Annotated in this window: 26 protein-coding genes and 2 pseudogenes; 15 read left to right on the top strand and 13 right to left on the bottom strand. The window is 73.0% G+C overall.

Features of this window, described 5'->3' with window-relative positions; genetic code table 11:
* Window positions 1–8: 8 nt before the first annotated feature.
* The 3 genes from RM445_RS06305 to RM445_RS06295 are packed head-to-tail and all read right to left on the bottom strand — an operon-like array spanning window position 9 to window position 4,200.
* Window positions 9–1,745: a patatin-like phospholipase family protein gene (locus RM445_RS06305; RefSeq protein WP_311555111.1), complete on the bottom strand. Its 1,737-nt coding sequence runs from the start codon at window positions 1,743–1,745 to the stop codon at window positions 9–11.
* Entirely contained in the window at window positions 1,745–3,364 is a 1,620-nt protein-coding gene (locus tag RM445_RS06300) for an MDR family MFS transporter (RefSeq protein WP_311555110.1), read from the bottom strand. Before RM445_RS06300 ends, RM445_RS06305 begins: the two co-directional genes overlap by 1 nt.
* Before the next feature lie 23 nt (window positions 3,365–3,387).
* Window positions 3,388–4,200: a hypothetical protein gene (locus RM445_RS06295; protein WP_311555109.1), complete on the bottom strand. Its 813-nt coding sequence runs from the start codon at window positions 4,198–4,200 to the stop codon at window positions 3,388–3,390.
* Between the two features lie 263 nt (window positions 4,201–4,463).
* Here RM445_RS06295 and RM445_RS06290 point away from each other — a divergent pair, with 263 nt between their 5' ends.
* Both RM445_RS06290 and RM445_RS06285 read left to right on the top strand, forming a co-directional pair.
* Window positions 4,464–5,021 (top strand): hypothetical protein, encoded by a 558-nt coding sequence (locus RM445_RS06290; RefSeq protein WP_311555108.1) that lies wholly within the window; start codon window positions 4,464–4,466, stop codon window positions 5,019–5,021.
* Window positions 5,022–5,051: 30 nt separating this feature from the next.
* Window positions 5,052–5,618, top strand: coding sequence for a DUF6529 family protein (locus tag RM445_RS06285; RefSeq protein ID WP_311555107.1), 567 nt, complete (start codon window positions 5,052–5,054; stop codon window positions 5,616–5,618).
* A gap of 18 nt (window positions 5,619–5,636) precedes the next feature.
* Here RM445_RS06285 and RM445_RS06280 read toward each other — a convergent pair whose 3' ends face one another.
* The gene (locus RM445_RS06280; RefSeq protein ID WP_311555106.1) at window positions 5,637–6,047 is read right to left on the bottom strand and encodes a DoxX family protein; all 411 of its coding nucleotides are present in this window, start codon (window positions 6,045–6,047) and stop codon (window positions 5,637–5,639) included.
* A 421-nt stretch (window positions 6,048–6,468) separates the two neighbouring features.
* On the opposite strand from RM445_RS06280, the gene RM445_RS06275 reads away from it, so the two are divergent.
* The 3 genes from RM445_RS06275 (at window position 6,469) to RM445_RS06265 (ending at window position 10,194) form a co-directional block, all read left to right on the top strand.
* Complete coding sequence (locus RM445_RS06275; RefSeq protein WP_311555105.1) at window positions 6,469–8,325, top strand: S8 family peptidase; 1,857 nt, start codon at window positions 6,469–6,471, stop codon at window positions 8,323–8,325.
* Between the two features lie 86 nt (window positions 8,326–8,411).
* Window positions 8,412–9,203 (top strand): inositol monophosphatase family protein, encoded by a 792-nt coding sequence (locus tag RM445_RS06270; protein WP_311555104.1) that lies wholly within the window; start codon window positions 8,412–8,414, stop codon window positions 9,201–9,203.
* A gap of 1 nt (window position 9,204) precedes the next feature.
* Window positions 9,205–10,194, top strand: coding sequence for an NAD-dependent epimerase/dehydratase family protein (locus RM445_RS06265; protein WP_311555103.1), 990 nt, complete (start codon window positions 9,205–9,207; stop codon window positions 10,192–10,194).
* 3 nt (window positions 10,195–10,197) lie between these two features.
* Here the strand turns inward: RM445_RS06265 and RM445_RS06260 are convergent, their stop codons facing one another.
* Complete coding sequence (locus tag RM445_RS06260) at window positions 10,198–11,424, bottom strand: MFS transporter (protein WP_311555102.1); 1,227 nt, start codon at window positions 11,422–11,424, stop codon at window positions 10,198–10,200.
* Window positions 11,425–11,506: 82 nt separating this feature from the next.
* Entirely contained in the window at window positions 11,507–12,127 is a 621-nt protein-coding gene (locus RM445_RS06255; RefSeq protein WP_311555101.1) for a proteophosphoglycan 5, read from the bottom strand.
* Between the two features lie 69 nt (window positions 12,128–12,196).
* On the opposite strand from RM445_RS06255, the gene RM445_RS06250 reads away from it, so the two are divergent.
* Window positions 12,197–13,216, top strand: coding sequence for an LLM class flavin-dependent oxidoreductase (locus tag RM445_RS06250; protein WP_311555100.1), 1,020 nt, complete (start codon window positions 12,197–12,199; stop codon window positions 13,214–13,216).
* Window positions 13,217–13,226: 10 nt separating this feature from the next.
* On the opposite strand, the gene amaB is transcribed toward RM445_RS06250, so the two are convergent.
* Window positions 13,227–14,768 carry an L-piperidine-6-carboxylate dehydrogenase gene (gene amaB / locus RM445_RS06245; protein ID WP_311555099.1) on the bottom strand — a complete coding sequence of 514 codons (1,542 nt, stop codon included), beginning with the start codon at window positions 14,766–14,768 and terminating at the stop codon, window positions 13,227–13,229.
* Window positions 14,765–15,373, bottom strand: a pseudogene (locus tag RM445_RS06240) (2-oxoadipate dioxygenase/decarboxylase family protein); the annotation flags it as partial. The pseudogene RM445_RS06240 and the gene amaB, both read right to left, overlap by 4 nt.
* Window positions 15,374–15,402: 29 nt before the next feature.
* On the opposite strand from RM445_RS06240, the gene RM445_RS06235 reads away from it, so the two are divergent.
* From RM445_RS06235 to RM445_RS06220, 4 genes are all read left to right on the top strand, one after another.
* Complete coding sequence (locus tag RM445_RS06235; RefSeq protein WP_311555429.1) at window positions 15,403–15,759, top strand: acyl-CoA-like ligand-binding transcription factor; 357 nt, start codon at window positions 15,403–15,405, stop codon at window positions 15,757–15,759.
* Between the two features lie 63 nt (window positions 15,760–15,822).
* Window positions 15,823–16,917 carry a PLP-dependent cysteine synthase family protein gene (locus tag RM445_RS06230; protein ID WP_311555098.1) on the top strand — a complete coding sequence of 365 codons (1,095 nt, stop codon included), beginning with the start codon at window positions 15,823–15,825 and terminating at the stop codon, window positions 16,915–16,917.
* Window positions 16,890–17,792 carry a GNAT family N-acetyltransferase gene (locus RM445_RS06225; RefSeq protein WP_311555097.1) on the top strand — a complete coding sequence of 301 codons (903 nt, stop codon included), beginning with the start codon at window positions 16,890–16,892 and terminating at the stop codon, window positions 17,790–17,792. Before RM445_RS06230 ends, RM445_RS06225 begins: the two co-directional genes overlap by 28 nt.
* 200 nt (window positions 17,793–17,992) lie before the next feature.
* Window positions 17,993–18,637: a sugar transferase gene (locus tag RM445_RS06220; protein WP_311555096.1), complete on the top strand. Its 645-nt coding sequence runs from the start codon at window positions 17,993–17,995 to the stop codon at window positions 18,635–18,637.
* A 121-nt stretch (window positions 18,638–18,758) separates the two neighbouring features.
* Here the strand turns inward: RM445_RS06220 and RM445_RS06215 are convergent, their stop codons facing one another.
* Together RM445_RS06215 and RM445_RS06210 are read right to left on the bottom strand one after the other, a co-directional pair.
* Window positions 18,759–19,253 (bottom strand): GreA/GreB family elongation factor, encoded by a 495-nt coding sequence (locus RM445_RS06215; protein WP_311555094.1) that lies wholly within the window; start codon window positions 19,251–19,253, stop codon window positions 18,759–18,761.
* A gap of 44 nt (window positions 19,254–19,297) precedes the next feature.
* On the bottom strand, window positions 19,298–19,954 hold the full coding sequence (locus tag RM445_RS06210; protein WP_311555093.1) for a DUF1345 domain-containing protein: 657 nt from the start codon (window positions 19,952–19,954) through the stop codon (window positions 19,298–19,300).
* Window positions 19,955–20,005: 51 nt separating this feature from the next.
* On the opposite strand from RM445_RS06210, the gene RM445_RS06205 reads away from it, so the two are divergent.
* The 4 genes from RM445_RS06205 (at window position 20,006) to RM445_RS32300 (ending at window position 22,656) form a co-directional block, all read left to right on the top strand.
* Window positions 20,006–20,902: a Vgb family protein gene (locus RM445_RS06205; RefSeq protein ID WP_311555092.1), complete on the top strand. Its 897-nt coding sequence runs from the start codon at window positions 20,006–20,008 to the stop codon at window positions 20,900–20,902.
* Between the two features lie 4 nt (window positions 20,903–20,906).
* Window positions 20,907–21,749 (top strand): alpha/beta fold hydrolase, encoded by an 843-nt coding sequence (locus RM445_RS06200; protein ID WP_311555091.1) that lies wholly within the window; start codon window positions 20,907–20,909, stop codon window positions 21,747–21,749.
* 105 nt (window positions 21,750–21,854) lie between these two features.
* Window positions 21,855–22,100, top strand: coding sequence for a nickel-binding protein (locus tag RM445_RS06195; protein WP_311555090.1), 246 nt, complete (start codon window positions 21,855–21,857; stop codon window positions 22,098–22,100).
* A 19-nt stretch (window positions 22,101–22,119) separates the two neighbouring features.
* Window positions 22,120–22,656, top strand: a complete 537-nt coding sequence (locus tag RM445_RS32300; protein WP_397469243.1) for a putative immunity protein — start codon at window positions 22,120–22,122, stop codon at window positions 22,654–22,656.
* 6 nt (window positions 22,657–22,662) lie between these two features.
* On the opposite strand, the gene RM445_RS06190 is transcribed toward RM445_RS32300, so the two are convergent.
* Window positions 22,663–23,496 carry a hypothetical protein gene (locus tag RM445_RS06190; RefSeq protein ID WP_311555089.1) on the bottom strand — a complete coding sequence of 278 codons (834 nt, stop codon included), beginning with the start codon at window positions 23,494–23,496 and terminating at the stop codon, window positions 22,663–22,665.
* Window positions 23,497–23,563: 67 nt separating this feature from the next.
* Here RM445_RS06190 and RM445_RS06185 point away from each other — a divergent pair, with 67 nt between their 5' ends.
* Complete coding sequence (locus RM445_RS06185; protein WP_311555088.1) at window positions 23,564–24,586, top strand: hypothetical protein; 1,023 nt, start codon at window positions 23,564–23,566, stop codon at window positions 24,584–24,586.
* 40 nt (window positions 24,587–24,626) lie between these two features.
* On the opposite strand, the gene RM445_RS06180 is transcribed toward RM445_RS06185, so the two are convergent.
* Both RM445_RS06180 and RM445_RS06175 read right to left on the bottom strand, forming a co-directional pair.
* The gene (locus tag RM445_RS06180; RefSeq protein WP_311555087.1) at window positions 24,627–25,139 is read right to left on the bottom strand and encodes a hypothetical protein; all 513 of its coding nucleotides are present in this window, start codon (window positions 25,137–25,139) and stop codon (window positions 24,627–24,629) included.
* 57 nt (window positions 25,140–25,196) lie between these two features.
* Window positions 25,197–25,427 (bottom strand): annotated as a pseudogene (locus RM445_RS06175) (MmyB family transcriptional regulator); the annotation flags it as partial.
* Window positions 25,428–25,508 lie beyond the last annotated feature (81 nt).

The raw sequence follows: 25,508 nt of genomic DNA, 5'->3' as shown, positions 1-25,508 counted from the left end.
CGCCGACGTCACCGGCCGGAAGGATCTGCCCCCGGGCGCAGGTCGGCCAGGCCGGGCAGCGCGTCGTGCGCGGCCCGGCGGCCCGCAGCGATGATCGCGTCGGCACGTCCGAAGTCGAGGATCGCGACGTCGTCGAGCTGCGGGACGATCACGGTGTGGGCGAGTCCGCGGTCCGCGTCGGTCGCGCGGGCACCCGCCAGCGTCATCGACCGGGCGATCGTGTCGACGATCCCGGGCAGCTGACCGCGCCGCACACCCGGCAGGCCGTGGAACGGCGGTGCGACGTCGACGGCGACGACCGGGCCCTCGCCGTCGGCGGCCATCGCGCCGATCGGCAGGTTGTCGAGCACCCCGCCGTCGACGTGCATCCGCTCGCCGACGCGCCGCGGCGGGACGACCCCCGGCAGCCGGACCGACAGGGCGACGGCGTCGGCGATCCGGCCCGTCCGGTGCACCACCGTCTCCGCGGCGAGCATGTCCACGCTGACCGTGAACAAGGTGCACCGCTGGTCCTCGATGCGGGCGTCGCCGAAGGCCCGGACGAGCGCCGCGTCCACCCGCGTCCCCCGGGCCAGCGCGTACCGCGGCCACGTGAAGTCGCCGAACACGTTGCGGGAGACGAGCTCGCGGCGGGCGACGGCGAGGAGGGCCTCGGTGTCCACCCCGGTGGCCACGAGGCCGGCGACGACGGCGCCCATGCTCGTCCCGCCCACGCGGTCCACCACGAGGCCGGCCCTGCGGAGCACGTCGACCACGCCGATGTGGGCGAGCCCGCGGGCGCCGCCACCGGACAGCACGACGCCCAACGCGCGGCCGCGTACCCGGCGGGCGAGCCGGGCGAGATCGGGTTCCGGCGCCGCGGTGTCGACGAGGTGGTGTGCCGTCGGCGTCAGGGCGGCGAGCCACGCCGCCAGACCGCGGGTGTGCAGCGCGACGAGGTTGCCGGCGCGAGGAAGGGACGCCCCGGCGGGACCACCGGCCGACGGGTCGGCCACGCCCAGGACCCGGTCGGCCTGCCGCCGGCAGAACTCGGCCCATGCCCCGTCCGGCCGGTCCGCGACGAGCACGACCACCCGGCCTGCGTCCTCGGCGCGCTCGACCCGGGCCGCCCAGCCCTCGGGGTCGCCGTCGCCGTCGAGCCGGAACGCAGGACCCGTGCGCCCCAGCTCGGTGGTGAGCAGGCGACCGAGCCGGGCGACCTGCTCCGGGCGCACCGCGGCGTGCAGCGGGACGAGCGCCAGCACCGACGCGGCGACCGGGCCACGGTCGGGCGCACGGTCCTCCGTGGCCCACCGGGCGAGCCGCCGGGCCACCGCGGCGGCGAACGCGGTCTCGGTGGTGAGGAGCCGGTCGACGTCGGCGCGGGCGAGCAGGAGCAGCTCGGCGTCACGCCGGGCACGCACGGTTGCCGTACGCACCTGCCCGGTGAGCAGCGCGATCTCGCCGAAGACGTAGCCGCGGCCGAACCAGCCGAGCACGCGGCCGCCGGCCGACACCTCGACACGGCCGGAGCGCACCACGAACGCGGCGTCGCCCGGCTCTCCCTCGACGACGACGGGCTCGCCCGCGTGCACGCTCAGGCGGCGGCCGGCCGCGGCGAGCGCGTGCAGCGTCGCCGCGGGCAGGCCCGCGAGCAGCGGTACCTCGGCGAGGAGGGCGCTGTCGAGGGCGCTGTCGAGGGCGCTGTCGAGGGCGCTGTCGTCGGCGCTGTCGTCGGCGGGGACGGGGTGGACCGGCGCCGCCATCAGTCGTCTCCCGCCAGCAGTTGCTCGTCAGGTAGCAGCAGCGCCGCCACGAGACCGACCACCAGTACCACGGCCCCGACGGCGAACACCAGGCTCGTCGCCTCGGCGAAGCCGGTGAGGAACGGGCGCGCGAGCTCGGGATGCAGCCGGGACAGTACCGACGAGTCGGCCAGCACGGCGTCCGCCGCTCCCCCGCCCGCCCGGAGGCTCTCCGCCACCACGCGGTTGGCCGGCTCGGCCAGCACGGCCGGATCGGTGAGCGCCGCCCGGAACTCCGGCGTCGCCGCGGCCGTCCGCAGAGCGCGCGCGATCCGCTCGGGCAACGCGCCGAACAGCACGGACAGGAAGACCGCCGCGCCGAGGCTGCCCCCGAGCTGGCGGACGAAGGCCGCGGAGGCTGTGGCCACCCCGCTGTCGGCCCGCGGCACGGCGTTCTGCACCCCGGACGTCAGCGGCTGCAGGTTGGCTCCCAACCCGACCCCGAACGCGATCATCGCGGCGGCGACCGGCCACATCGCCGTGGCCGCCCCGATCGCGGAGAGCCAGAACATCCCCAGCACCATGAGCGCGGATCCGGACAGCGGCCAGATCCGGTACCGACCCGTCCGGGCGATCGCCCGGCCTGACAGCGCGGATCCCACGACGATCCCCGCCACCATCGGCACCATCAGCAGGCCGGCGGCCGTCGGCGAGCGGCCCTTGACGATCTGCAGGTACAGCGGCAGCGCGGTGATCGCGCCGAACATGCCGAACCCGGTGATCAGGCCCGCGAGCGAGCAGAGCCGGAAGGCCGGGAACCGGAAGAACCGAAGCGGCAGCAGCGCGTCCGCCCCGGCCCGGCCCTCCGCGACGACGAACAGGGCCAGCCCGACGACTCCGACCGCGTACGACGCCAGCGACTCCGGCGCCGTGAACCCCCAGTTCCGCCCCTCCTCGGCGACGACCAGCAGCGGCACCACGCCGAGGGTGAGCGTGACGGCACCGAGCCAGTCGACCCTCCGGTCGCCGTGCTGCGGCGGCAGGTGCAGGAACACCGCGACGATCAGCATCGCGAGCGCGCCGACCGGCACGTTGACCAGGAACACCCACCGCCACCCGGTGATCCCGAACAGGTCGGGGGACGCGGCGAGGAACCCGCCGGCCACCGGCCCGAGCACGCCGAACAGTGCGTAGACGGCGATCAGGCGGCCGCCGTGCCGGGCCCGCTCCCGGGCCGGCACGACGTCACCGATGATCGTCACCGCCAGGGAGAACAGCCCGCCCGCGCCCAGGCCCTGCACCGCCCGGTACGCCGCCAGCTCGGGCATCGAGCGGGCGAGGCTGCACGCGAGCGAGCCGGCCACGAACACCGCGATGGCGACGAGGAACAGCGGCTTGCGCCCGTGCACGTCGGACAGCCGCCCGTAGAGCGGCGTGCTGATCGCGGCGGTGACCAGGTAGGCGGTGGTGGCCCACGCCTGCAGCTCGACCCCGCCGAGATCGTCGGCGATGGTCCGGACCGCCGTGGCGACGATCGTCATGTCCAGGGCGGCGAGCGAGACGCCCAGCACGAGCCCGGCCGTGATGGCGGCGAGGTGGCGCGGGGCGGGTGGCGCGGGGGCCAGAGCGGGGGCGGACATCGTGTTCTCCTTCCACTGACCGGTCAGAGCGGGGCGAGGAGGTCCGTGCCGCCGCCCCCGCCCCCGCGCACGCGCCCGGGCTGCAGCACGACGAGGCCGTCGTCGACCTCGACCGGGTCGGCGGCGTCACCGTCGACGCAGAGCCGGCCGACGACCGTCGTGCAGCCCGGGAACCCGTTGACCAGCGCCGTCTCCGGCTCCGCGGTGGGGCTCACGCCGCTGGGCTTCTCCGGCGCCACCGTGGGGCTGACCCCGCTGGGCTTGCCGGGCTTCGGCTTCAGGTGGTGGCCGCGGTGCTTGCGCTTGTGGATGTGATCCACGCCGGTCTGCGTGCCGTCGGCGAGCACGACCCAGTTGGCCGCGACGTCGGGAGCCTCCGCGGTGTACCAGCCGGCCTCCCCCGTGCTCGGGACCGTGCGGAACGGCAGCGCCGCGGTGGCGCCTGCCGGGGTGAAGGTGCCGGTCGCGCCGCCGTCGGCCAGGTCGACGGTCAGCTCGGCACCGCCGTCGGAGTGCAGCACCGTGCGTCCGCCGAGCGCGGTGCCGGAGAACCGCTCGCCGGTGACGGTGTCGCCGTCGCAGACGTAGGCCGTCACCTGGTCGCCGTCGGCCAGCACCGCCACGAGGGCGGTCGAGCCGTCGATGCGGCCGACGGAGTCGAGCGACCCGGCGGGGGTGACCGAGGCGACGGAGCCGCCCGGCGGTGGCGCGTTCTCCGGGTGCGACGCGGCCAGTGCGCCGAGGCCGCCGCCGAGTACGGCGAGCGCGGCGAGCGCCCCCAGGACGACGGTCCTGCGACGCGGCGTGGTGCCGGTGGACGGGGACGTGGTGGTCATCAGGAGTTCCTTCCGTTGTGGAGGAACCGAATCCTGCGGACACCGCGCCGCCGGGCCATCGGCGATGACCACCCATCTACGGCGGGCCCCTACCCATCCGGACCGCGCGGGAGACCTCGCGATGCCCAGCAGGCGGCTTGGGCGGGCGCCGCACGGAAATGGGTGACGACTACCGATGGCCGCGGGTCGTCGCGCCCGCAGGCTGAGCGGCACGCCGGCGAGCCGCTGCCGGCCACCACCGCCGACCCACCCCGGAGGACCCGATGACCACGACGACGCCCCGGGGGCCCGTCCTGACGCTGGTCGCCATGCTCGGCCTGGCACTGACACTCGTGCTGGTCAACGGCGCCACCAGCCGCGACGCCCCGCCGGTGCCGGTCGCCGCGGCCCCCGCCGCGGTGACAGCGGCTGCGGACCCCGCACCCCCGTCGGCCGCGCCCGAACCTGCCGCCCCCGCCCCGGAGGCCGCGGTCGAGCCGCCGGCCGCCGCCTTCCCCGCGAAAGCCGAGTTCGTCGGCGAGGCGCCGACGGCGAAGGGCCCGATCCCGATCGAGATCACCGTCGACGGCGGCCGCGCGAAGGCCTACGTCTGCGACGGCAAGAAGATCGAGGTCTGGCTGCAGGGCACCGCGGAGGACGGCGTCGTGGAGCTCACCGGACGCAAGGGCGCCCGACTGTCCGGGACGCTCACCGGCGACGCGGTCGACGGGACCGTGGTGCTGGCCGGATACCCCGAGTGGACGTTCTCCGCCGAGGCGACGTCGAGCACCCGTGCCGAGCTCGACCGGGCGAGGGCAAGCCTCTCCGCCACCGGGTCCTGACCAGCCTGTTCACTCGCGAAGGAGACCGCCATGACCACCGCACCCCTCTCTCCCGTACCTGCGCGCGACAGCCGCCTGGTCCCCGTGCTGATCCCGGTGGCCGTCGGCGTCGCGGTGTCCGTGGCGCTGGGCGTCTACGGCCGCGTCCACGAGCCCACGGCGTTCGCGGTGAACGTCGCCGGCTTCTCCGGACCCCTGTACGTCAAGGCGTGGCTGGCGACCCTCGCCGCCGCGCTGGCGGTCGTGCAGCTCGTCTCGGCCGCCGCGATGTACGGGCGGCTACCGGTCCGCGCCCCGTCGTGGACCGGCACGCTGCACCGCTGGTCCGGCCGGGTCGCGGTGCTGGCGTCGGTGCCCGTCGCCGTGCACTGCCTCTACGCGCTGGGCTTCCAGGCCGGCGCGCCGCGGGTGTTGGTGCACGCCCTGGTCGGGTGCTTGTTCTACGGCGCGTTCGTGGCGAAGATGCTGCTGCTCACGCGGCACGAGCTGCCCGGGTGGGCACTCCCCGTCGCCGGCGGCCTGGTCTTCACCGGTCTGGCCGTGCTCTGGGTGACGTCGTCGCTGTGGGTGTTCACCACCCTCGGCCTGACGCTCTGACTCCTGCGGCGCCACAGGTCAGTGGCGCAGGCGCGCGACCAGCCGGCGGGTGCTGTCGCGGCGACCCCACGCCACGATCGCGGCCACGACGAGCACGGTCGCGGGGATCGCGGCGAGCGCTCCTCCGCCGATCGCCCGGGTGGCGATGACCGCCCCGATCATCAGCGCGACGAAGCACGCCGCGGCGAGCCCGGTCAGGACCGGGATGAACATCGCGATCGCCCCGGCCAGCTCCAACGTGCCGATGATGTACATCCCTGTGTTGCCCAGGCCCATCGCCTGGAATCCAGCGACGTTCTGCGCCTCGGCGGTCAGCTTGCCGAACGCCGAGAAGGCGTAGACGACGGCGAGCAGCACCTGCAGCGTCCAGAGGCCGATGTTTCCGGCGCGCGAGGTGGTGCGGGCGGGGGTGGCGGTGATGGCGGTCATCGGAGGCTCCATGCGGGGAGAGGAGATGCGGTCGTAGTACAGACGACCCGCGTCACCGGAAGTCATCGCTGCGAGGCCACATTCCCGCGGCGGGCCTGGCAGGCGACTGTCAGGCGGCGGCGTCCGCCTTCGCCCGGCAGGGCGCTCGCTACGAGCAGGCCCTCGACCTCGCCGACTCCGAGCTCGGGCTCGATTGAATTGATGCGCCGACCGAAGTGGTGCACTGGGCCACTCGGTGGAGTGGTTGTTGCTGCTCTCGGTGGTGCGACACTCCGAGCACTGGCCAGATTCCCTCCCCAACGGGTGCCGATCAACCGACGGCGCCCACGTTGGGTGAGGGGGCTACCCGATGCAGAGTCGGTCGGCGGGACGAAATTCGCGGTGTCGAGGGTGGGCGGGGCGCACCCTGCTCGGGCTGGTCGTGAGCCTCGGTCTGGTCGGTGCAGCGGCGGGTCCTGCGGCCGCTCAGCCGGGGGTCACGATGACGAAGGTCATCGTGCGGCTGAAGGCCGGCACGAACCTCGATGCCGAGGCGCTGAAGGCGAGCGACGCGGGTGCGCGGATCTCGTTCCGGTACCGCACGGCGCTGACCGGCTTCGCGGTCGAGATCCCCGAGCGGGCGGTGGCCGCCCTGCGGAGCAACCCCGCGGTCGTGGCCGTCGACCCGGACACGCCGGTCACGACCTCGCAGACCCAGCCCTCACCGCCGTGGGGGCTCGACCGTGTCGACCAGCGTGCCCTGCCGCTGTCGGCGAGCTACACCTACCCGAACGACGGCGCCGGGGTGACCGCGTACGTCGTCGACACGGGGATCCTGAGCACGCACGTCGACTTCGGCGGCCGGGTTCGCACCGGCTACACCGCGATCAACGACGGCCGCGGGACCGGCGACTGCAACGGCCACGGCACCCACGTCGCGGGCACCCTCGCCGGGAGCACCCACGGCGTCGCGAAGGGAGCCACTCCGGTCGCGGTGCGCGTGCTGGACTGCAACGGATCCGGCAGCATGTCCGGGGTCATCGCCGGGTTGGACTGGGCGGCCGCCAATCACGTGGCAGGGACTCCCGCCGTGGCGAACCTGAGCCTGGGCGGGCCGACCAACAGCAGTCTCGACGCGGCGGTCACGGCGCTCGTCAACGACGGCGTGTCGGTCTCCGTCGCCGCGGGCAACGACAACGTCAACGCCTGCACCCAGTCACCGGCCCGCGCGACGGCCGCCCTGACCGTGGCCGCGACCGACCGCGCCGACGCCCGCGCGTCGTACTCCAACTTCGGCACCTGCGTGGACGCGTTCGCGCCCGGGTCGCAGATCGTCTCCGACTGGTACACCAGCCCCACGGCCACCAGCACCCTGTCGGGAACGTCGATGGCCACTCCGCACGTCGCCGGCGCGGCGGCCGTGCTGCTGGGGCAGCAGCGCACCCTGACGCCGGCCCAGGTGGCGAGCAGGCTGATCGGCTCCGCGACCACCGGTGTGGTCACGAACGCCGGCACCGGCTCGCCCAACAAGCTGCTCTTCGTCGACACCCCGGTCGCGACGCCGTTGGCCGTCACCAATCCGGGCAACCAGACGACCACCGCCGGTGCGCCGGTGTCGCTGACCATGCGGGCCACCGACGGCTCCCCGCCCTACACCTGGAACGCCTCTGGCCTGCCTGCCGGTCTGACGATCAACGCGTCCAGCGGCGTGATCTCCGGGACGCCGACGGCCGCCGCGGTCGGCTCGGCGGCCACCAGCGCCGTCACCGTGACCGTGACGGACTCGGCCGGCGGGACCGCGAGCACGTCGTTCACCTGGACCGTCAACCCCGCCGCCTGCACCGGCACCGGCCAGAAGCTCGTCAACCCCGGCTTCGAGTCGGGCCCCACCGGCTGGACCGCGACCTCGGGCGTCATCGCCCCTCTCGGTAGCGCCCGCCCCGCGCGCACCGGCTTCTGGAACGCCGCACTCGGCGGGAAGGGAACCGCCACCACCTCGACGCTGGCCCAGACGGTGACGATCCCCGCCGGCTGCAGCCGCTACACACTGTCGTTCTGGATGCGGGTCACCACCGCCGAGACCAGCACGACCGCGCAGAACGACAAGCTCGTGGTGACCCTCCGGACGAGCACCGTCGCCACCTACTCCAACCTCGACAAGAGCGCGGGCTACGTGCAGAAGACCGTCGACATCGCGGGTCAGGCCGGAGGAACGGTGAGCCTGAAGTTCACCGGCACCGAGAACGCCACCCTCCAGACCACCTTCGCCCTCGACGACCTCGCGCTGACCGTCGCGTGAGCGCCGGCGGGTTCCCGCGGCGCCGCCCGAGATGATCTGATGCAAGGCGTGGACGACATCACGGTCGCGGCGCCGTCGGGCACTCCGTGACTCCGGACGACAGTGGGCTGGCCGAGCGGTACGAGGCCGGGCGGGAGCTGACCCTGCGGGCCGGCGCACTCGCCGCCGAGTACGCCGGCCGGCTCTCGGAGCTCGACGTGCGCTGGAAGGGCGCGCAGGACGTCGTCACCGAGGCCGACATGGAGGTGGAGCTGCTCATCAAGCGCGGCCTCGCCGACTTCGGCGCCGACGGCTTCCTCGGCGAGGAGACCGGCGCCGAGGGGCTCGCCGACGCCGAGGGCATCTGGGTGGTCGACCCGATCGACGGTACCCAGCCCTTCGTGAGCGCGATGCCCAGCTGGTGCGTGTCGATCGGCTACGTCCACCGGGGCGAGCTGCAGTTCGGCTTCGTCCACAACCCACCGCTCGACGAGCTGTTCGAAGGCGGACGCGGCCGGCCGGCCCTGCTCAACGGCCGGTCCGTCTCGCCGCACCCCGGGACGTCGCTCGCCGACGGCGTCGTGTCCGTGGGCTACTCGTCCCGCATCGGCCCGGACGACATCCTCCCGGTCCTCGACCGGCTCCTGCGGCAAGGAGGGATGTTCTACCGCAACGGATCGGCGGCGCTGAGCCTCTGCTACGTGGCCTGCGGGCGGCTGCTCGGCTACATCGAGCCGCACATCAACTCCTGGGACTGCCTCGGCGCGCTCGCCGTCATCGAATCGGCGGGCGGGCGGAGCAACTACCGCCTGACCGACGACACGCTGCTCGGCGGCAGCCGGATCGTCGCCGGGCCGCCCGACGTCTACGCCGACCTGGACGCCGTCCTCGGACCCTGACATGGCGATCTTCTGCATCACCGGCAGCGCCGGCCACCTGGGCGAGGCACTCGCCCGCACCCTGCGCGAGCAGGGCCATCACGTGGTCGGCCTCGACGTCGTCGCCTCGCCGTTCACCGGCGTCGTCGGCGCGGTCGGCGACCGCGACGCCGTCCGCCGCGCTCTCGACGGCGCCGACCACGTCCTGCACACCGCGACCCTGCACAAGCCGCACGTCGGCTCGCACAGCCGCCAGGACTTCGTCGACACCAACGTCACCGGGACGCTCACGGTCCTGGAGGCCGCCGCAGAGGTCGGTGCGCGCAGCGTCGTGTTCACCAGCAGCACCAGCGCCTTCGGCAGATCACTCACTCCCGAGCCCGGCCGGCCCGCCGTGTGGATCGACGAGACCACACCGTCGACAGTCCGCAACATCTACGGCGCCACCAAGGTCGCCGCCGAGGACCTCTGCGAGCTCGCCGCCCGCGATCTCGGCCTTCCCGTCGTCGTCCTGCGCACCGCGCGCTTCTTCCCCGAGCCCGACGACCGCGACGACGTCCGCGCCGCCTTCGACGACGTCAATCTCAAGGTCAACGAGTTCCTGCACCGCCGGATCGATCTCGCCGACGTCGTCGGTGCCCACCTGTGCGCCGCTGCCCGTGCACCGGAGCTGGGGTTCGGGCGCTACGTCATCAGCGCCACGACCCCGTTCACCCCCGACGACCTCCCCGAGCTCGCCGTCGACGCAGCGGCGGTGATCAACCGCATCTACCCCGGCATCGGCGACGACTACGCCCGCCGGGGCTGGCGACTCCCCCCGACGCTCGACCGCGTCTACAGCAACGCACTCGCCCGTCGCGACCTGCACTGGACCCCGCGCTACGACTTCCCCACCGTCGTCGACCTGGTCCGCAGCGCCGGCGACCCCCGCAGCCCCCTCGCCCGCACGGTCGGCGCCAAGGGCTACCACGCCGAACCGACCGGGATCTACACCGGCCGACGCGACCCCTGACCGTCAGGCCGCGGGGATCCGGCGCAACGCCAGGGCCAGCGCGCCGGCCCCGAGCAGCAGCGCGCTGACGTAGCCGACCAGCCCGAGCCAGCCGGCGCCGTCATAGGCCAGGCCGCCGACCGAGCCGCCGACACTGCTGCCCGCGTAGTAGGCCAGCAGGTACAGCGACGACGCGACGGCCGGTGCGCCGCCGGGCAGCGACGACGAGCGGCGCCCGACCCAGCTGCTGGCCAACGAGTGCGCGCCGAAGAAGCCCACGGTGACGAGCAGCAGCCCGACCAGTGCCGCCGGCAGGGCGTCGGGCACGGTGATCCAGGCCCCGGCCAGCGCGACGAGCACCGCGGCCCAGAGCACCCGGCGACGCCCGACCCGATCACCGAGGCGCCCGGCCGCGGTGGAGGCGTAGGAGCCGGCGAGGTAGCCGAGGAACACCAGCCCGACGAGCGCGGGCGGCAGCGAGAACGGCGGCGCGATCAGCCGGAAGCCGAGGTAGTTGTAGACGGTGACGAACGCACCCATCAGCAGGAAGGCGATCCCGAACAGGCACCGCAGGCCGGGGTCGCGCAGCTGCACGCGCAGCGGGCCGCCGAGGTCGCGCAGCCGGACCCGGGGTGCGGCGGGCGCCACGGACGGCGGCAGCAGCAGCCGGAAGGCGACGGTCGCGGCCAGCGACACGGCGCCGACGACGGCCAGCGCGACACGCCAGCCACCGAGGTCGGCGACGACTCCGGCGATCAGCCGCCCGGACAGCCCGCCGAGGGTGTTGCCCGCGATGAGCAGTCCCATCGCCCCACCCAGGCACCGCGGTGCGACCTCGCGGGTCATGTGCGCCATCGCCAGGGCGGGCAGCGCCGCGAGCGCGACGCCCTGCAGTGCCCGGATCGCGACCAGCGCGCCGAAGGACGGGGCCAGCGGGGCGAGCAGCCCGAGCACGGCCGACAGCGCCAGCGCGGCGGTCATCACCCGGACGCGGCCCCACGACTCGGCGATCGCGGACAACGGGACGATGGCGAGCGCGAGCGTCCCGGTCGTCGCCGACAGCACCAGACTCGACGCCGACGACGACACCCCGAACTCCGTGGCGAGCGTCGGCAGCAGCCCCTGCACGGAATAGACGAGCACGAACGTCGCGAGTCCCGCGCACCACAACGCCGCCCCGACGCGCCGGTAGCCGGGCGTCCCGCGCTCGTGCAGAGGCGGTGCCGACGGCCGGGACTCGATCGTTGTCATCACTCACCAGTTTACGGCGGCGGGCTCCGCCGAGCAGGGTGTCGCCGGTGAGTCCTGCCACCCGGATCCCCCGCCGAAGCCGTCAGATCCGGAAGCGCTGCGCGGCCGCCGCGCCCGCATCGGCGTCCCACACCGGACCGACCACCGTCCGCAGGAGATCCGGGGACACGTCCGGGCCTGCGAGGGCGAGCGCGTCGAAGGCGGCAGCGTCCGGCACCGCGACGCGGCCGGGCGCGTCGTCGGTGAACGCGCCGGCCAGGTCCCGGTAGCGGGCATCGTCGAGTGCGGGCAGGCCGACGCTCGCGAAGCCGTCGTCCAGGTCGTAGGACGCGCGCCACCACTGCGCGCCGTCGAAACCGTAGGCGAAGCCGACCCACGACTCCGGCGTCGCAGCGGCCCGCACCGGCGGCGCCCACCACTCGGGGGCGCCGGCGAGCAGGTCGGTCTCGGGCTCGCCGAAGTAGGCGGCGGCCTCGGCGTAGTAGGTGTCGGAGTACTCGTGGTCGTGCCCGAGCAGCACGGCCCGGCAGTCGCCGACGTGCACCAGGTCCGCCCAGTTGCCGCCGCCGTCGTCGAAGTGCCAGCGCAGGCCGTCGGCGTGGCAGCTGCGGGCCCAGCCGCGGGCGGTGCAGATCGCGGCGAACGCCGCCCACCGGCCGCGCAGGGCGTCCGGGGTGGGCAGGTCGACGGGGACGAGAGCCATGTCCGTCCTCTCCGGACGCCTCCGGGGCATCCACGGAATGCCGCTCGGCGCGGCCGAGTTGGTTGAACTGTGAAGAAGATAGGCTTCCTGTCCTTCGGCCACTGGTCGGCATCCCCGCATTCGATGGTGCGGTCGGCGTCCGACGCCCTGCTGCAGTCGATCGAGCTCGCTGTCGCCGCCGAAGAGGCAGGCGCCGACGGCGCCTACTACCGGGTGCACCACTTCGCCCAGCAGCTCGCGTCGCCGTTCCCCCTGCTGGCGGCGGCCGCCGCGCGGACCAGCCGCATCGAGCTGGGCACAGCCGTGATCGACATGCGCTACGAGAACCCGCTCTACATGGCCGAGGACGCCGGCGCGGCGGACCTGATCTCCGGGGGCCGCCTGCAGCTGGGCATCAGCCGAGGATCGCCGGAGCAGGTGATCGACGGCTACCGCTACTTCGGCTACGAGCCGTCGGAGGGTCGCAGCGACGCCGACATGGCGCGGGACCACACGAACGTCTTCCTCGAGGTGCTCAAGGGCGACGGCTTCGCCCGGCCCAACCCGCGCCCGATGTTCGCGAACCCGCCGGGTCTGCTGCGGATCGAGCCGCACGCACCGGGGCTGCGCGACCGCATCTGGTGGGGTGCCGGCACGCGCGGGACGGCGGAGTGGACGGCCGAGCAGGGGATGAACCTCATGAGCTCGACGCTGCTCACCGAAGACACCGGCGTGCCCTTCCACCAACTGCAGGCCGAGCAGATCCAGCGGTTCCGGGACGCCTGGAAGACCGCCGGGCACGACCGCGAGCCGCGCGTCTCGGTCAGCCGCAGCATCTTCCCGATCGTCAACGACCTCGACAAACAGCTGTTCTGGCAGGAGCGCGGCAGCACCGACCAGGTCGGGTGGCTCGACGGCGGCAACGCCCGGTTCGGCCGCACCTACGCCGGCGAGCCGGACAAGCTGATCGCCGAGCTCGCCGAGGACGAGGCGATCGCCGCCGCGGACACGTTGCTGCTCACGGTGCCCAACCAGCTGGGCGTCGACTACAACGCCCACGTCCTCGACAGCGTGATCACCCACCTTGCCCCCGGGCTGGGCTGGCGCTGACCGCTCCGGGTCAGGAGAAGTCGACGCCCTGGGCGAGGGGGAGCTCGGTCGAGTAGTTCACGGTGTTGGTCGCCCGGCGCATGTAGCCGCGCCAGGCGTCCGACCCGGACTCCCGTCCCCCACCGGTGGTCTTCTCCCCGCCGAACGCGCCGCCGATCTCGGCGCCCGACGTCCCGATGTTGACGTTGACGATCCCGCAGTCGGAGCCCTCGGCCGCGAGGAACTGCTCGGCCTCGCGCTGGTCCCGGGTGAAGATGCTCGACGACAGGCCCTGCGGCACGCCGTTGTGCAGCGCGACGGCGTCGGCGAAGGTCGAGTAGGTCAGCACGTACAGGATCGGCGCGAACGTCTCCCGCCGCACGAGCTCGGTCTGGCCCGGCATGCGCACCAGCGCCGGCCGGGCGTAGTAGGCCTCGGGATCCCCCGTGTCGACGCGCTCGCCACCGGCGACGACCACTCCCCCGTCGTCGACGGCCTCGTCGAGCGCCCGGCCCATCCCGTCGAACGCCTTCTTGTCGATGAGCGGACCCACGAGCACACCGTCGGCGAAGGGGTTGCCGATCCGGAGATTGCGGTAGGCGCTCGCCACCCGCTCGACCACGGTGTCGGCGACGGACTCGTGCACGATGAGCCGGCGCAGTGTCGTGCACCGCTGGCCGGCAGTGCCTGCGGCCGCGAAGACGATGCCCCGGATCGCGAGGTCCAGATCTGCCGACGGCGTGACGACCGCGGCGTTGTTGCCCCCGAGTTCAAGGATGCTCCGGCCGAAGCGGGCGGCGATCCGCGGCGCGATCTGCGCTCCCATGCGCTCCGATCCGGTGGCACTCACGACGGGCACCAGCGGGCTGTCGATCAGCGGGGCCGCGCCGTCGGCGTCCGTCACGACCAGGGTGTTGAGGTGCGCAGGAGCCGAGAGCTCCTCGGCGGCCCGGGCCAGCAGCGCCGAGCCGGCGACAGCCACAAGAGGAGCCGCCTCCGACGGCTTCCACACCACCGTGTCGCCGCAGACCAGGGCGACCGCCGTGTTCCACGCCCAGACCGCCGCCGGGAAGTTGAACGCCGAGATCACGGCGACGACGCCCACCGGGTGCCAGGTCTCCATGAGCCGGTGCCCCGGCCGTTCCGAGGGCATCGTCCGCCCGTCGAGCCGGCGCGAGAGACCGACGGCGAAGTCGCAGATGTCGATCATCTCCTGCACCTCGCCGAGCGCCTCGGAACGGATCTTGCCGACCTCGATCCCGATCAGGTCGGCCAGATCCTCCTTGTGCTCGGTGAGCAGCTGCCCGAACCGCTTGATCAGCGCGCCGCGCACCGGTGCGGGCACGGCCCGCCACACCAGGTACGCCTCGTGCGCCACCTGGACGGCCGCCTCGGCGTCCGCGGTGTCGGCCATCGGCACGGTGGCGACGACCTCGCCGGTGATCGGGCTCCGCACGTCCAGGGTCGTGCGGCCGGTGAGGGCACCGATGTCGGCGCCACAGCGGTCGAGCGCCCGGGTGGCGAGTTCACGGAGGTCGCCCGTCGTCGTCGGTGTGTCAGCGAGAGTCGTCACGGTGCCATCTTCGTCCTGTCCGCTGTGGCCACGCCGGTCCTCCCGAGATGCTGCGCGACGAGCTCGAGCGACTCGTCCCGCAGGCGGTCGTACAGCACGAAGGGATCGTGGACGTGGCGCTCGACGGCGCCGGCGAGCCACGCCGAGTCGTAGTGGGGCGCCTCCTGGGCGTCGTCCCGGGCGCCGTCGCCGCTGAGGTTCGACCGGAAGATCCCGGCTGCCGAGCGGGGCAGGAAGTCGTCGTAGACGACGGGCTCCGCCCGGATCCAACCACCGTCGAGCAGGCCCACGACGGTGTCGGGCGGGGTCTGCCCGTCGTCGCGTCGGTCGTCGGACACCCGGTAGGTGAAGTACGCGAGATCGTCGGCGATGAGCCCGCGTTCGGTCGGAGGCAGGCCTGCCGCCCAGACGGCGCGCTCGGTGGCGGCGCGATCCGCCTCCGTGCCGGCGGCGAGGCGGCGGTCGACCTCGGCCGCCAGGGCGTCGCACCGGGCGCGGCCCGCCCAGGTGGGGGCGATGTCGCGGGCCTCGACCTCGCCGAACCGCACCCGCAGCTCCCCGGAGGTGACGGTGCCGTTGGGCAGACGCATCCGGCGGGGCTCGGCGAGGGCCCGGAAGACCGGAGGCGTCCCCGATCGAGATCGTCGCCTCGGCCCTGCAGTCCGCCGCGTCGCTCTTCCCGGACGAGCGCCGGCCCTACTCCCGGGCCCGGCAGACCGTGATCGACGAGAACCCCGCGCTGCAGGAACGCGAGCTGCACAAGCTCGCCGGCCTCGCCACCGCGCTGGCCGCGGCCCTCCGTTCCCGCGGCGTCGACGAACTGGCGGCCACCCTTGCGGCGGAGTCCGGCACCACCGTGTTCGGGATCGCGTTCACGCAGTGGATCCGCGAAGGCGAGGAGCGCTCGCTGGCCGACATCTCGGCCACCGTGCTGCGTGAACTGCTGACCCTGACCGCGACGGCACGGAAGGGGTGGCGCCGGCCCGGGTGACACGGCCTCACCGGACCGCGACGACCCGCTACGTTCAGCGCACACGCCGGAGAGGAGCACCCCGTGCCCGTCGAACCGCTGAGGACCGTGGAGGCCCCGACGGCGGACCGGCAGTGGGTCGACTGGGCCGTGGCCCGCCTGCACGCCGACGCCCGCCGCAGCGCCGACACCCACCTGCTCCGGCTGCCCGTGTCGACGGGCTCGCCCGTCGACATCTACGTCAAGGACGAGTCGACCCATCCCACGGGCAGCCTCAAGCACCGGCTCGCCCGGTCGCTGTTCCTCTACGCCATCTGCAACGGCGACATCGGCCGCGGCAGCACGGTGGTGGAGGCGTCCAGCGGATCGACGGCGATCAGCGAGGCGTACTTCGCGCGCCTCGTCGGCCTCCCCTTCGTCGCGGTGGTCGCCCGGTCGACGAGCCCTGGCAAGATCGCGCTCATCGAGCGCGAGGGCGGCCGGTGCGAGTTCGTCGACTCGGCGGGCGAGGTGTACGACGCCGCCCGCCGGTTCGCCGACGAGCTCGGTGGGCACTACCTCGACCAGTTCACCAACGCCGAGCGGGCCACCGACTGGCGGGGCAACAACAACATCGCCGAATCGATCTTCGACCAGCTGGCGGCCGAGCCACACCCCGTGCCGGCCTGGATCGTCGTCGGTGCGGGCACCGGCGGCACCAGCGCCACCATCGGCCGCTACCTGCGCTACCGCGGCTACGCCACGCGGCTGGCGGTCGTCGACCCGGAGGGTTCGGCCTTCCTCCCGGCCTATGCGGGCGAGGCCTCCCGCAGCTCGGGATCCCGCATCGAGGGCATCGGACGCCCACGCGTCGAGCCGTCGTTCCTCCCGCAGCTCGTCGACCGCATGATCGGCGTGCCGGACGCCGCATCGGTCGCCGCCATGCAGTTCCTCGCCGGCCGGATCGGTGTCCGCGCCGGACCGTCGACCGGCACCAACATCTACGGCGCTCTCCGGCTGGCCTGCGAGCTGCACGAGCACGGCCTCTCCGGCAGCATCGTCACGCTCATGTGCGACCGCTCCGACCGGTACGACACCACCTTCGGCAACGACCGGTGGCTGCACGAACAGGGCATCGATCCCGCCCCCTACCGGGAGGTGCTGGAGAAGGCGTGGAGCGCTCTGACGTGGAAGGGCTGACCGGAGGCCGGCGGTCGACGGCGGTCGAGCTCAGGCCGGGCCGCCGCGACGACGCCGAGGTGTGCGGCCGGATTTGCTACGAGGCCTTCAGCGGCATCGCCGACACGCACGGCTTTCCCTCCGACTTCGCGTCGCTCCAGGTGGGGCTGGACGTGGCGTCGGAGATGCTCGCGCATCCGCAGATCTACGCGGTGGTGGCCGAGATCGACGGCCACGTCGTCGGCTGCAACTTCCTCGACGAACGCTCTGCGATCGTCGGGGTCGGACCGGTCGGCGTCGATCCCGCCGTCCAGAACCGCGGCGTCGGGCGGGCCCTGATGCTCGACGTGCTGCGCCGCGCCACCGATCGCCGGGCTGCCGGGGTGCGCCTCCTGCAATCGGCGTACCACAGCCGATCGCTGTCGCTCTACGCCTCGCTGGGCTTCACCGCCCGCGACGTGCTCGCCTGCATGAACGGCACACCGCCGACGGGCCGGATCCCGGGGCGTCAGGTGCGGCCGGCGACCACGGGGGATCTCGAGGCCTGTGCCGCCGCATGCCGCCGTGTCCACGGGCACGACCGCACCGCAGAGCTGGCCGACGCGATCGCCCAGGGAGCCGGCCTGGTCGTCGAGCACGACGGCCGGATCAGCGGCTACGCGAGCGACCTGGGTTTCACCGGCCACGCCGTGGGTGAGAGCGACGCCGACATCGAGGCGCTGATCCTGGCCGCCGACGCCTTCCACGGCTCCGGGATCCTGGTGCCGATCACCAACGGCGAGCTGTTCCGGTGGTGCCTGGCGCACGGCCTGCACGTCGTGCACACGATGACGCTGATGAGCATCGGTCTCTACACCACACCCCGGGGTGCCTACCTGCCCAGCGTGCAGTTCTGACCCGAGACTCGCCCCCGGCCGCGACGTCGTCGAGCCGTGGCAAGTGGCCGTAGCCCGGGTCGTACTGGCACCACCATCGGGCCTGAGGTAGCGCGGGGTCGCATTGGCGTGGTCGGCGGATGTCGACCTGCGCGCCGCAGGACGAGTCTCCATCTCGTACAACCGCGACTGGGGGGTCGATCTCCGTGCAACGTTGCTTGATGAGGCCGCAGGCCGTCGAACGCGACGCCGCCGACTGGCTGCGACGTACTGCCGACGTCGTCGTGTCCTCGTTGCTGCTCATTCTCTTCCTGGTGCCGATGCTGCTGATCGCCATAGCGGTGCACCTGGAGGACAAGGGACCTGCGTTCTTCCGGCAGGAGCGGGTGGGACTGGGCGGGAGCCGGTTCACGTTGTTCAAGTTCCGCACCATGTTCCGGGGCGGCGACGACCGGGAGTTGCGGGAGCTGATCGCGCGCGAGCTGCGCGGCGAGGACACCGTCGAGAACGGCAGCTCCAAGCTGAACAACGACAGCCGGGTCACCCGCACCGGGGCGTTGCTGCGCAAGACCAGCCTCGACGAGCTGCCCCAGCTGCTCAACGTCCTGCGCGGCGACATGACCCTCGTCGGACCCCGGCCCTGCCTGAGCTGGGAGGCCGAGATGTTCCCCGAGGAGTTCGAGCCCCGCTTCAGCGTGCCGCCCGGCCTCACCGGCCTGTGGCAGGTCAGCGGCCGCAGCACGCTGGGGACGCTGGACATGCTCCGCCTGGACGTCCGCTACGTCGAAAGCCGTTCACTGCGGTCGGATGCCGACATCCTGCTCCGCACCGTGCCCGCGCTGCTGCGCAGCAACGGCGCCCGGTAGGCCGGACGTGCTTCGATGATCGCGTGGCCGACGACCTGACTCCCCCGGTGCCGGCCGGCGGCATCCTGGGTGTACGCCCTCGCTGGGACGGGCGACGGAGACCAGGCCCGATGCTGACGGCCTACGGCGCGTCGACGGCGACGACCTCGGCCTGCAGATCCCCGTCGGGCCCGGCGTAGGTGATCGGGTCGCCGGCGCGCCGACCGACCAGGGCCCGGCCGAGCGGGCTGTCGACCGTCACGACGTCCTCGCCGCCGTCCGAGGGAGCCTCCTCCAGGATCGCCACGATCCGGAACGTCGTGACGTCCCCGTCGGGGAAGCGGAGGGTGACGACGGTGCCGTCGGCGAGGCCGGGCTCGGCGTCCGGCACGCCCGAGCCGGCGATCAGCCGCTGGATGTCGTCGATGCGCTGATCCGTCCGCGCCAGGTCGTCGAGCCCTTCCAGCTGGGCGGCCGCGTCGCCGCTGTCGCCGGGGTCGGGATCGGTGGGATCCTCCCCGCCGAGCTGGGCACTCAGCCGGCGCCGCTGCTCGCGTACCTGGGCCAGCTCCCCTTCGAGCCGCTCACGGGCCGCAGCACTCGGCTCGGTCTCGCCCGAACCGGTCGGTTCCGCCATCGGTTCCACCATCCTTCTCTCCCGGCCGACGGTAGACCGCACGATCACGACGTGACGATCCCGGTCACCAGGTTGATCGTCGTGGCCAGGATGACGGTGCCGAAGACGTAGGACAGCAGGCAGTGCCGCAGCGCGACCGTGCGGATCGTCGAGCTCGAGACGCTGGTGTCGGAGACCTGGTAGGTCATGCCGAGGTTGTAGCTGAAGTAGAGGAAGTCGCGGTAGGTCGGCGGGTCCGTGGAGTTGAAGTCGATCCCGCCCTCGGTGCCCCCGTAGTAGAGGTGCGCATAGCGGGTGGCGTACATGAGGTGCAGGCCGGCCCAGACCCTGAACACCCCGGCCGGTGCGATCGCCGCCGCAGCGCGGCCACTGCCGGAGCCGCTGAGCAGGAGCAGCGCCACGATGCCGACCAGCCCGGCGAGGGCGGCGATCACGATCACCACCTCCTGGGCGGCGGGCCGGAAGTCCTGCCGCGACACGGTGCGCCGGGTGGTCTCGGCGTCCATCGGCCAGAGCACGACCCACCCCGCCACCACGAAGACCGTCGCCGCCCCGGCGATCGCGGCGATGATCCCCAGCAGCGCGTCGGTCAGGACGCCGACGACCGCGCCGATCACTACGCCGAGAAGCCCGGCGACGACCAGCCGCGTGAGCGCCGCCGGCGGCATCATCCTCCGCCTCGGACGCGGCTCGGTCGTCACGACGCCATCATGATGTTCCACCGGTCGGACCGACGAACTGGAGCACACCTCATGACTGCCGTGGTCATCCAGGAGTACGTCGTCGCCGACGTCGGCAGTGGTCCGTACGCCGTCACCACCGGCCCGGACGGCGCGCTGTGGTTCACGATGGTCCACAGCGGTGAGATCGGCCGGTTGCTCCCCGGCGGTGAACCCACCCGCCACGGGCTCGATCCCGGCTGCGGGCCGACGATCATCGTCGCCGGGCCGGACGGCGCGCTCTGGTTCACCGAGTACCGGGCACATCGCATCGGGCGGATCACCACCGAGGGGAGCGTGCACGAGTTCACGCTGCCCACCCCGGACTGCGGTCCGTTCGGCATCGCCGCCGGACCCGACGGGGCGCTGTGGTTCACCGAGACCGCCGCCGACCGCATCGGCCGGATCACCACCGACGGCCACGTCACCGAGTTCGCGCTGCAGGGCACCCGCTCGTTCCCTTCGGCGATCACCGCAGGGGCCGACGGCGGGATGTGGTTCGCCCTGAACCAGGCGAACGCGATCGGGCGGATCGGCATGGACGGCACCGTCACCGTGCACCCGCTGCCGACCGAGGCCGCCGCGCCGGTGGGCGTCGCCACCGGCCACGACGGCGCCGTCTGGTTCGTTGAGATCGCCGCCGGCCAGGTCGGCCGGATCACCCCCGACGGTGCGATCGTGGAGTTCCCGCTGCCCGACCGCGCCGGCCGACCGCACGGCATCACCGCCGGCGGCGACGGCGAGATGTGGTTCACCGAGTGGGGCGGGAACCGCATCGGCTCCATCACGCCCGATGGCGTCGTCGAGGTGCACGACCTGCCGACACCCCGCTCCGAACCGCACGGCATCACCCACGGCCCTGACGGAGCGGTCTGGACGGCGCTGGAGACAGGCGCCCTCGCCAGGCTGGGTTCGACGCCCGTCGCGTGATCGGATGGGCGCCGTGGAGCTCGTCGAGGAAATCTCGTGGCAGGGACGGACCATCGCGTGCGGGCGCGCGGGGACCGGCCCGCCGGTGGTGCTGTGCCACGGAACGCCCTGGTCGTCCGTCGTGTGGTCGCGCTACGCCGACGCGCTCGCCGACGCCTTCACCGTCTACGCCTGGGACATGCCCGGCTACGGGCGCTCGTCGAAGGACCCGGCGCACCCGGTCGACTTCGGGGCGCAGGCCGAGGCGTTCGTCGCGGTGCTCGACCACTGGGGCCTCCGACGCCCGCACGTGATCGCGCACGACTTCGGCGGTGCGGTGTCGCTGCGCGCGACCCTGGTCGGCGGAGCGAGCTACTCGTCGCTGATGCTCGTCGACGTGGTGGCGATCCCCCCGAGCGGCTCGGCGTTCTTCCGGTTCGTCGCCGATCACCCCGACACCCTGGACGCGCTGCCGCCCTACATCCACGAGGCGATCCTGCGGGCCTACATCCAGGGCGCGAGCCACCGGGACCTGGCCGGCGACGATCTCGCGGCACTGGTCGCACCGTGGACCACCGAAAGCGGTCAGCCGGCCTTCTACCGTCAGATCGCACAGTACGACGAACGCTTCCTCGTCGAGAACGAGCAACGGCTGGGAGACCTGACCATGCCCGTCCGCGTCGTATGGGGGGCACAGGACGAGTGGATTCCCCCGCAGACCGGCCGGCGCCTGGCGGACCTGATCCCCGGCGCGGACTACGTCGAAGTCCCGGGAGCCGGACATCTGATCCATTACGACGCACCGGTCGCCCTCACCGCTCTTCTCTGGGGCTGGCTCACGACACACACGACCGTGACGGGAAAATGATCGCCATTCGCCGGGAATGGCGCCACTGAACTCATCGGGGTGGACACGGCACGTCGCCGCGAGCACAGTGGATCGGCCCTCACACATCGACGTCAGGGGTGGCACATGGCGAAGTTCATGGACTTCCACGACGGTCTCAAGCTCTCGTCGGACGACATCGAGCAGTTGAGAACTCAGACCCGAGCGGGCACGACCGACGAGTTCGGGGTCCGTCAGTTGGAGCTCTACCACAACCCTGAAGGAAAGGTGTATTGCCTGCTGGAGGGCCCGGACGAGGAGGCAGTGCGGAAACACCACGCCGCCCTCGACGTTCCCTGCGGAGAGGTCAACAAGGTCGAGACACTCCTCTGACCTCCGGCACAAGGCAACTGTGCCGACCGGGATCACGTCGATCGAACTGAGCGACCGCGAACGTCGTGAGATCACCGGTTATGCGGCCGGCTGTGCGCGCAGGACGCTGCCGATCTTCGAGAAGGAACGTCCTGCCGACGCGCGCCCTCGCAATGCCATTGATGCCGCACACGCCTTCGCCGACGGCGGGCGGCGCACGGCAGCCCTCCGACAGAGTGCGTGGGCGGCGTACAGGGCGGCACAAGAATGCGTTTCCCCCGCTGCCGCGGACGCGGCACGAGCAGCGAGTCATGCAGCAGCCGCGGCGTACCTCCACCCTCGGGCGAGCGCCCACCAGGTGAAACACCTCCTCGGCGCGGCGGCCCACGCGGCACGTGCAGAAGAACTGGTGTCCGAAGAAGGCCGGTCGGTCGTCGGGGCCACTCTGGAATGGGCCCGACGTCACGCACCTCCGGCGGTCTCCGCGGTGCTCGGTCGTCTGCCCGCCGCACCTGCGGGAGGCGGACGCGTCGGCGAGCTCATCCGCACTCTCGACTCCGCTCTCCGCCGCCGCTGAGGGCGATCAGCTCCCGGCGGCTCGCAGTGGTGGCGGCCGCTGTGCCGGCGAGTCGGCAAGCACCACGACTCCGGCGACGGCCAGGACGAGCCCGGCCGTCATCACCACCCACCAGCCGGGCCGCACGGAATCACCCAGCAGGATGATTCCGGCCAACCCCGGCACGGTGACCTCGGTGACGAGCAGAATCGCCGTCACGCGGGCCAGACTCCCCCGCTCGAGGGACCGGGAGTACGCGATCAGACCGACCGCCCCGAACACCACCACCAGGTAGAGCGCTGGCCCTGCGAGCAGCGTCGCGGGGTTCTCCCCCGTGGTGAGGTGCACCGCGCGGACGGCCACCGAACTGCCGCCGAAGCCCAGCCCGGCGACAAGGGCGAGCGACCAGGCGGAACCGGCCCGCCACGCCGCGACAAGGGCGGCGACCAGCACGACCGCCACGAGAGCGAGCGCGAGCACGGCCGACGACGACGGGTCGGCAGGTCGTTCCGGTCCTGCGCTGGCGGCGACCAGCACGAGCCCGACCACACACACCGCGCAGGCCAGCCCGTCGACCCTCCGCAGCGCCGATCCGTATACGATCCGCGCGCCCACGGCGGTCAGCGCGATCGCTCCGCCGAGAACGGCCTGGACGACGAAGACGGGCGAGTAGCGCAGCGCCACGACGGTGCTCGCCCACCCGAGGCCGTCGACGAGGAGCCCGCCGAGATAGCGGGGCTGCATCGCCAGTGCCCGCCCCCGAGTGACGTACCGGGTCGCATCCGACTCCAACAACCCCGCGACGCTGTTCAGCACCATGGCGGCGAGGGCGAACGCCAGACCCGTCGCCGAAACCTCCACGACCGTGAGGCTACTGACGTGATCCTCCCGGGCTGCGGTTCGCACGTCCCGAACCCCACAATGCGGCATGCTCCTCGATGGCGACGACGGGATCGTGTTCCGGCGGCTCGGTCCGGAGGAGGGCTCGGTGCTGACGTCGGCGATCGTCGCCGCGTACGGCTCGACCTACGACGTGCGGTGGGTCTACGACGCGGACGAGGTGCGCGCCCGGCTCACCGACGGCCGCTACGTCTCGGTGGTGGCGGAGACGGCGGCCGGGGAGCTGCTGTGCCACATGGGGATGAGCACGGCTGCGGCGGGCGACGCGGTCGGGCACGCGGGCCAGGCGGTCACGCTGGCCGCGGCGCGCGGGCAGCACCTGTTCACCCGCACCAAGCGGTACCTCATGGACTGGGCACGCGACCGGGGTCTCGCCGGGATGTACTCCGAGGTGACCGCTGCGCACCCGTACAGCCAGCGGGCGAACCTGGCCGTCGGGGCGAAGGAGACCGGGTTCCTGCTCGGCTGGATCCCGGCCTCGGTCGCCAACGACGCGGCCGCCGGTGCGCCCCGGCGGCGCCAGTCGGCGGCGTTCTTCTACGCCAAGCTCAACGACGGGCACGACCGACCGGTCTACGCACCCGCGCGGCATCACGAGGTCATCGGCCGGACGCTGGAGTTGTGCGCACTGCGCGGCGCGCTCGCCGATCCGCCGGCCGGCTACACGCTGGCCGAGCGGACGGAGCTCCGGGTCGACGTCAACCACGACCACAACCTCGCCCTGATCACGGTCACGGTGCCCGGTGCCGACCTGGAGGAGGTCGTGCGCGCCCGGCGGCGCCGCCTCTTCCACCACGACCGGCTCGACGCCGTCTACCTCGATCTCCCGCTGGTCTCGCCCGGAACCGCGCTGGTCGCCGACCACCTGGAGGCGCTCGGGGTCTCGTACTCGGGGATCTTCCCCAACCACCGCGCCGACGGCGACGTCCTCCGGATGCAGTCGCTGCACAGGATCCGCATCACCGCCGACGACGTCGTGGTCGCCTCCGACCACGGCCGCGAACTGCTGGACTACGTGCTCGCCGACCTCCCGGCGGCCGCGACCGGCTGAGGCCGGGCGGTCGACTCGATCCGGTGAGTCACACGGCCGATCACATCTCCTGGGCGGCCCTGGTCAGGGCGTCGGCGAGCTCACCGGTAGCGGACCTGCGCCGGTACACCGGGCTGGTCGGCGTGGTGAGCAGTGCGCCGGCCAGGGCGACGCCGCGCGCCGACACCGGGCGGCGGGCGCGCAGGATCCCCGCGACGACCTGGATCTCCGGGAACGCCTCGTCGACCTGCGACCGCGCGACCGGCACGTGCGGGTCGCCGGGGAGCTGGGCGCGCCGCGACCGCGCGACCACGTCGTCCCACGAGCGGGCCAGGCGCCGACGGGCGGTCGGGCTGGTGATCTGAGCGGCACGGACGGCGAGCAGGCGACCGTTCTCGGGTGGTTCACCGGCGGCCAGGCGCGAGTCGAGGGCGTCAGCGTGCAGACGGGCCGATACGCCGTCGCGGCGCCGCCGTGGCAGCACGGCCAGGCCGGAACCGGTCTTCACGAGCACGCTGTGGCCGCTGATCTGGTCGGCCTCCGGAGCCGGCCGGGAGGTCCGCAGTTCCGTCATGCCTCGACGATGCGCCGCGCCGACGTCGGACGGAAGTGGCAGGAACGTCACCGTTCGTCAAGAATCTGCCATCTCCTCCTGGCGGTCGAGGGTGGCCGCCCAGCTCGCGAGCAGCGTCAGTGCGTCGTGGGTCGGGGTGCCCGTCTCGGCGGTGTAGACGAGGAGGGTCAGGCCGGGGTCGGACGGGAACTCCATCGCCTCGTAGGTCAGGTCAAGACCGCCCACCACCGGGTGGTGCAGCCGCTTGGTACCCGTCCGGTGGAACTGCACGTCGTGCCGGGCCCACCGGACCGCCGTTCGTGATCGTGGGAGTCCCTGCCGTTACCCCCGTCCCCGCAGACGCGCCGCACTCCTCGCAGGGGCAATCGA

This window comes from Pseudonocardia charpentierae, assembly GCF_031845345.1.
Taxonomy (GTDB): Bacteria; Actinomycetota; Actinomycetes; order Mycobacteriales; family Pseudonocardiaceae; genus Pseudonocardia; species Pseudonocardia charpentierae.
The sequence above is the reverse complement of the archived record's forward strand: the minus strand, read 5'-3'. Positions and strand labels throughout refer to the sequence as shown.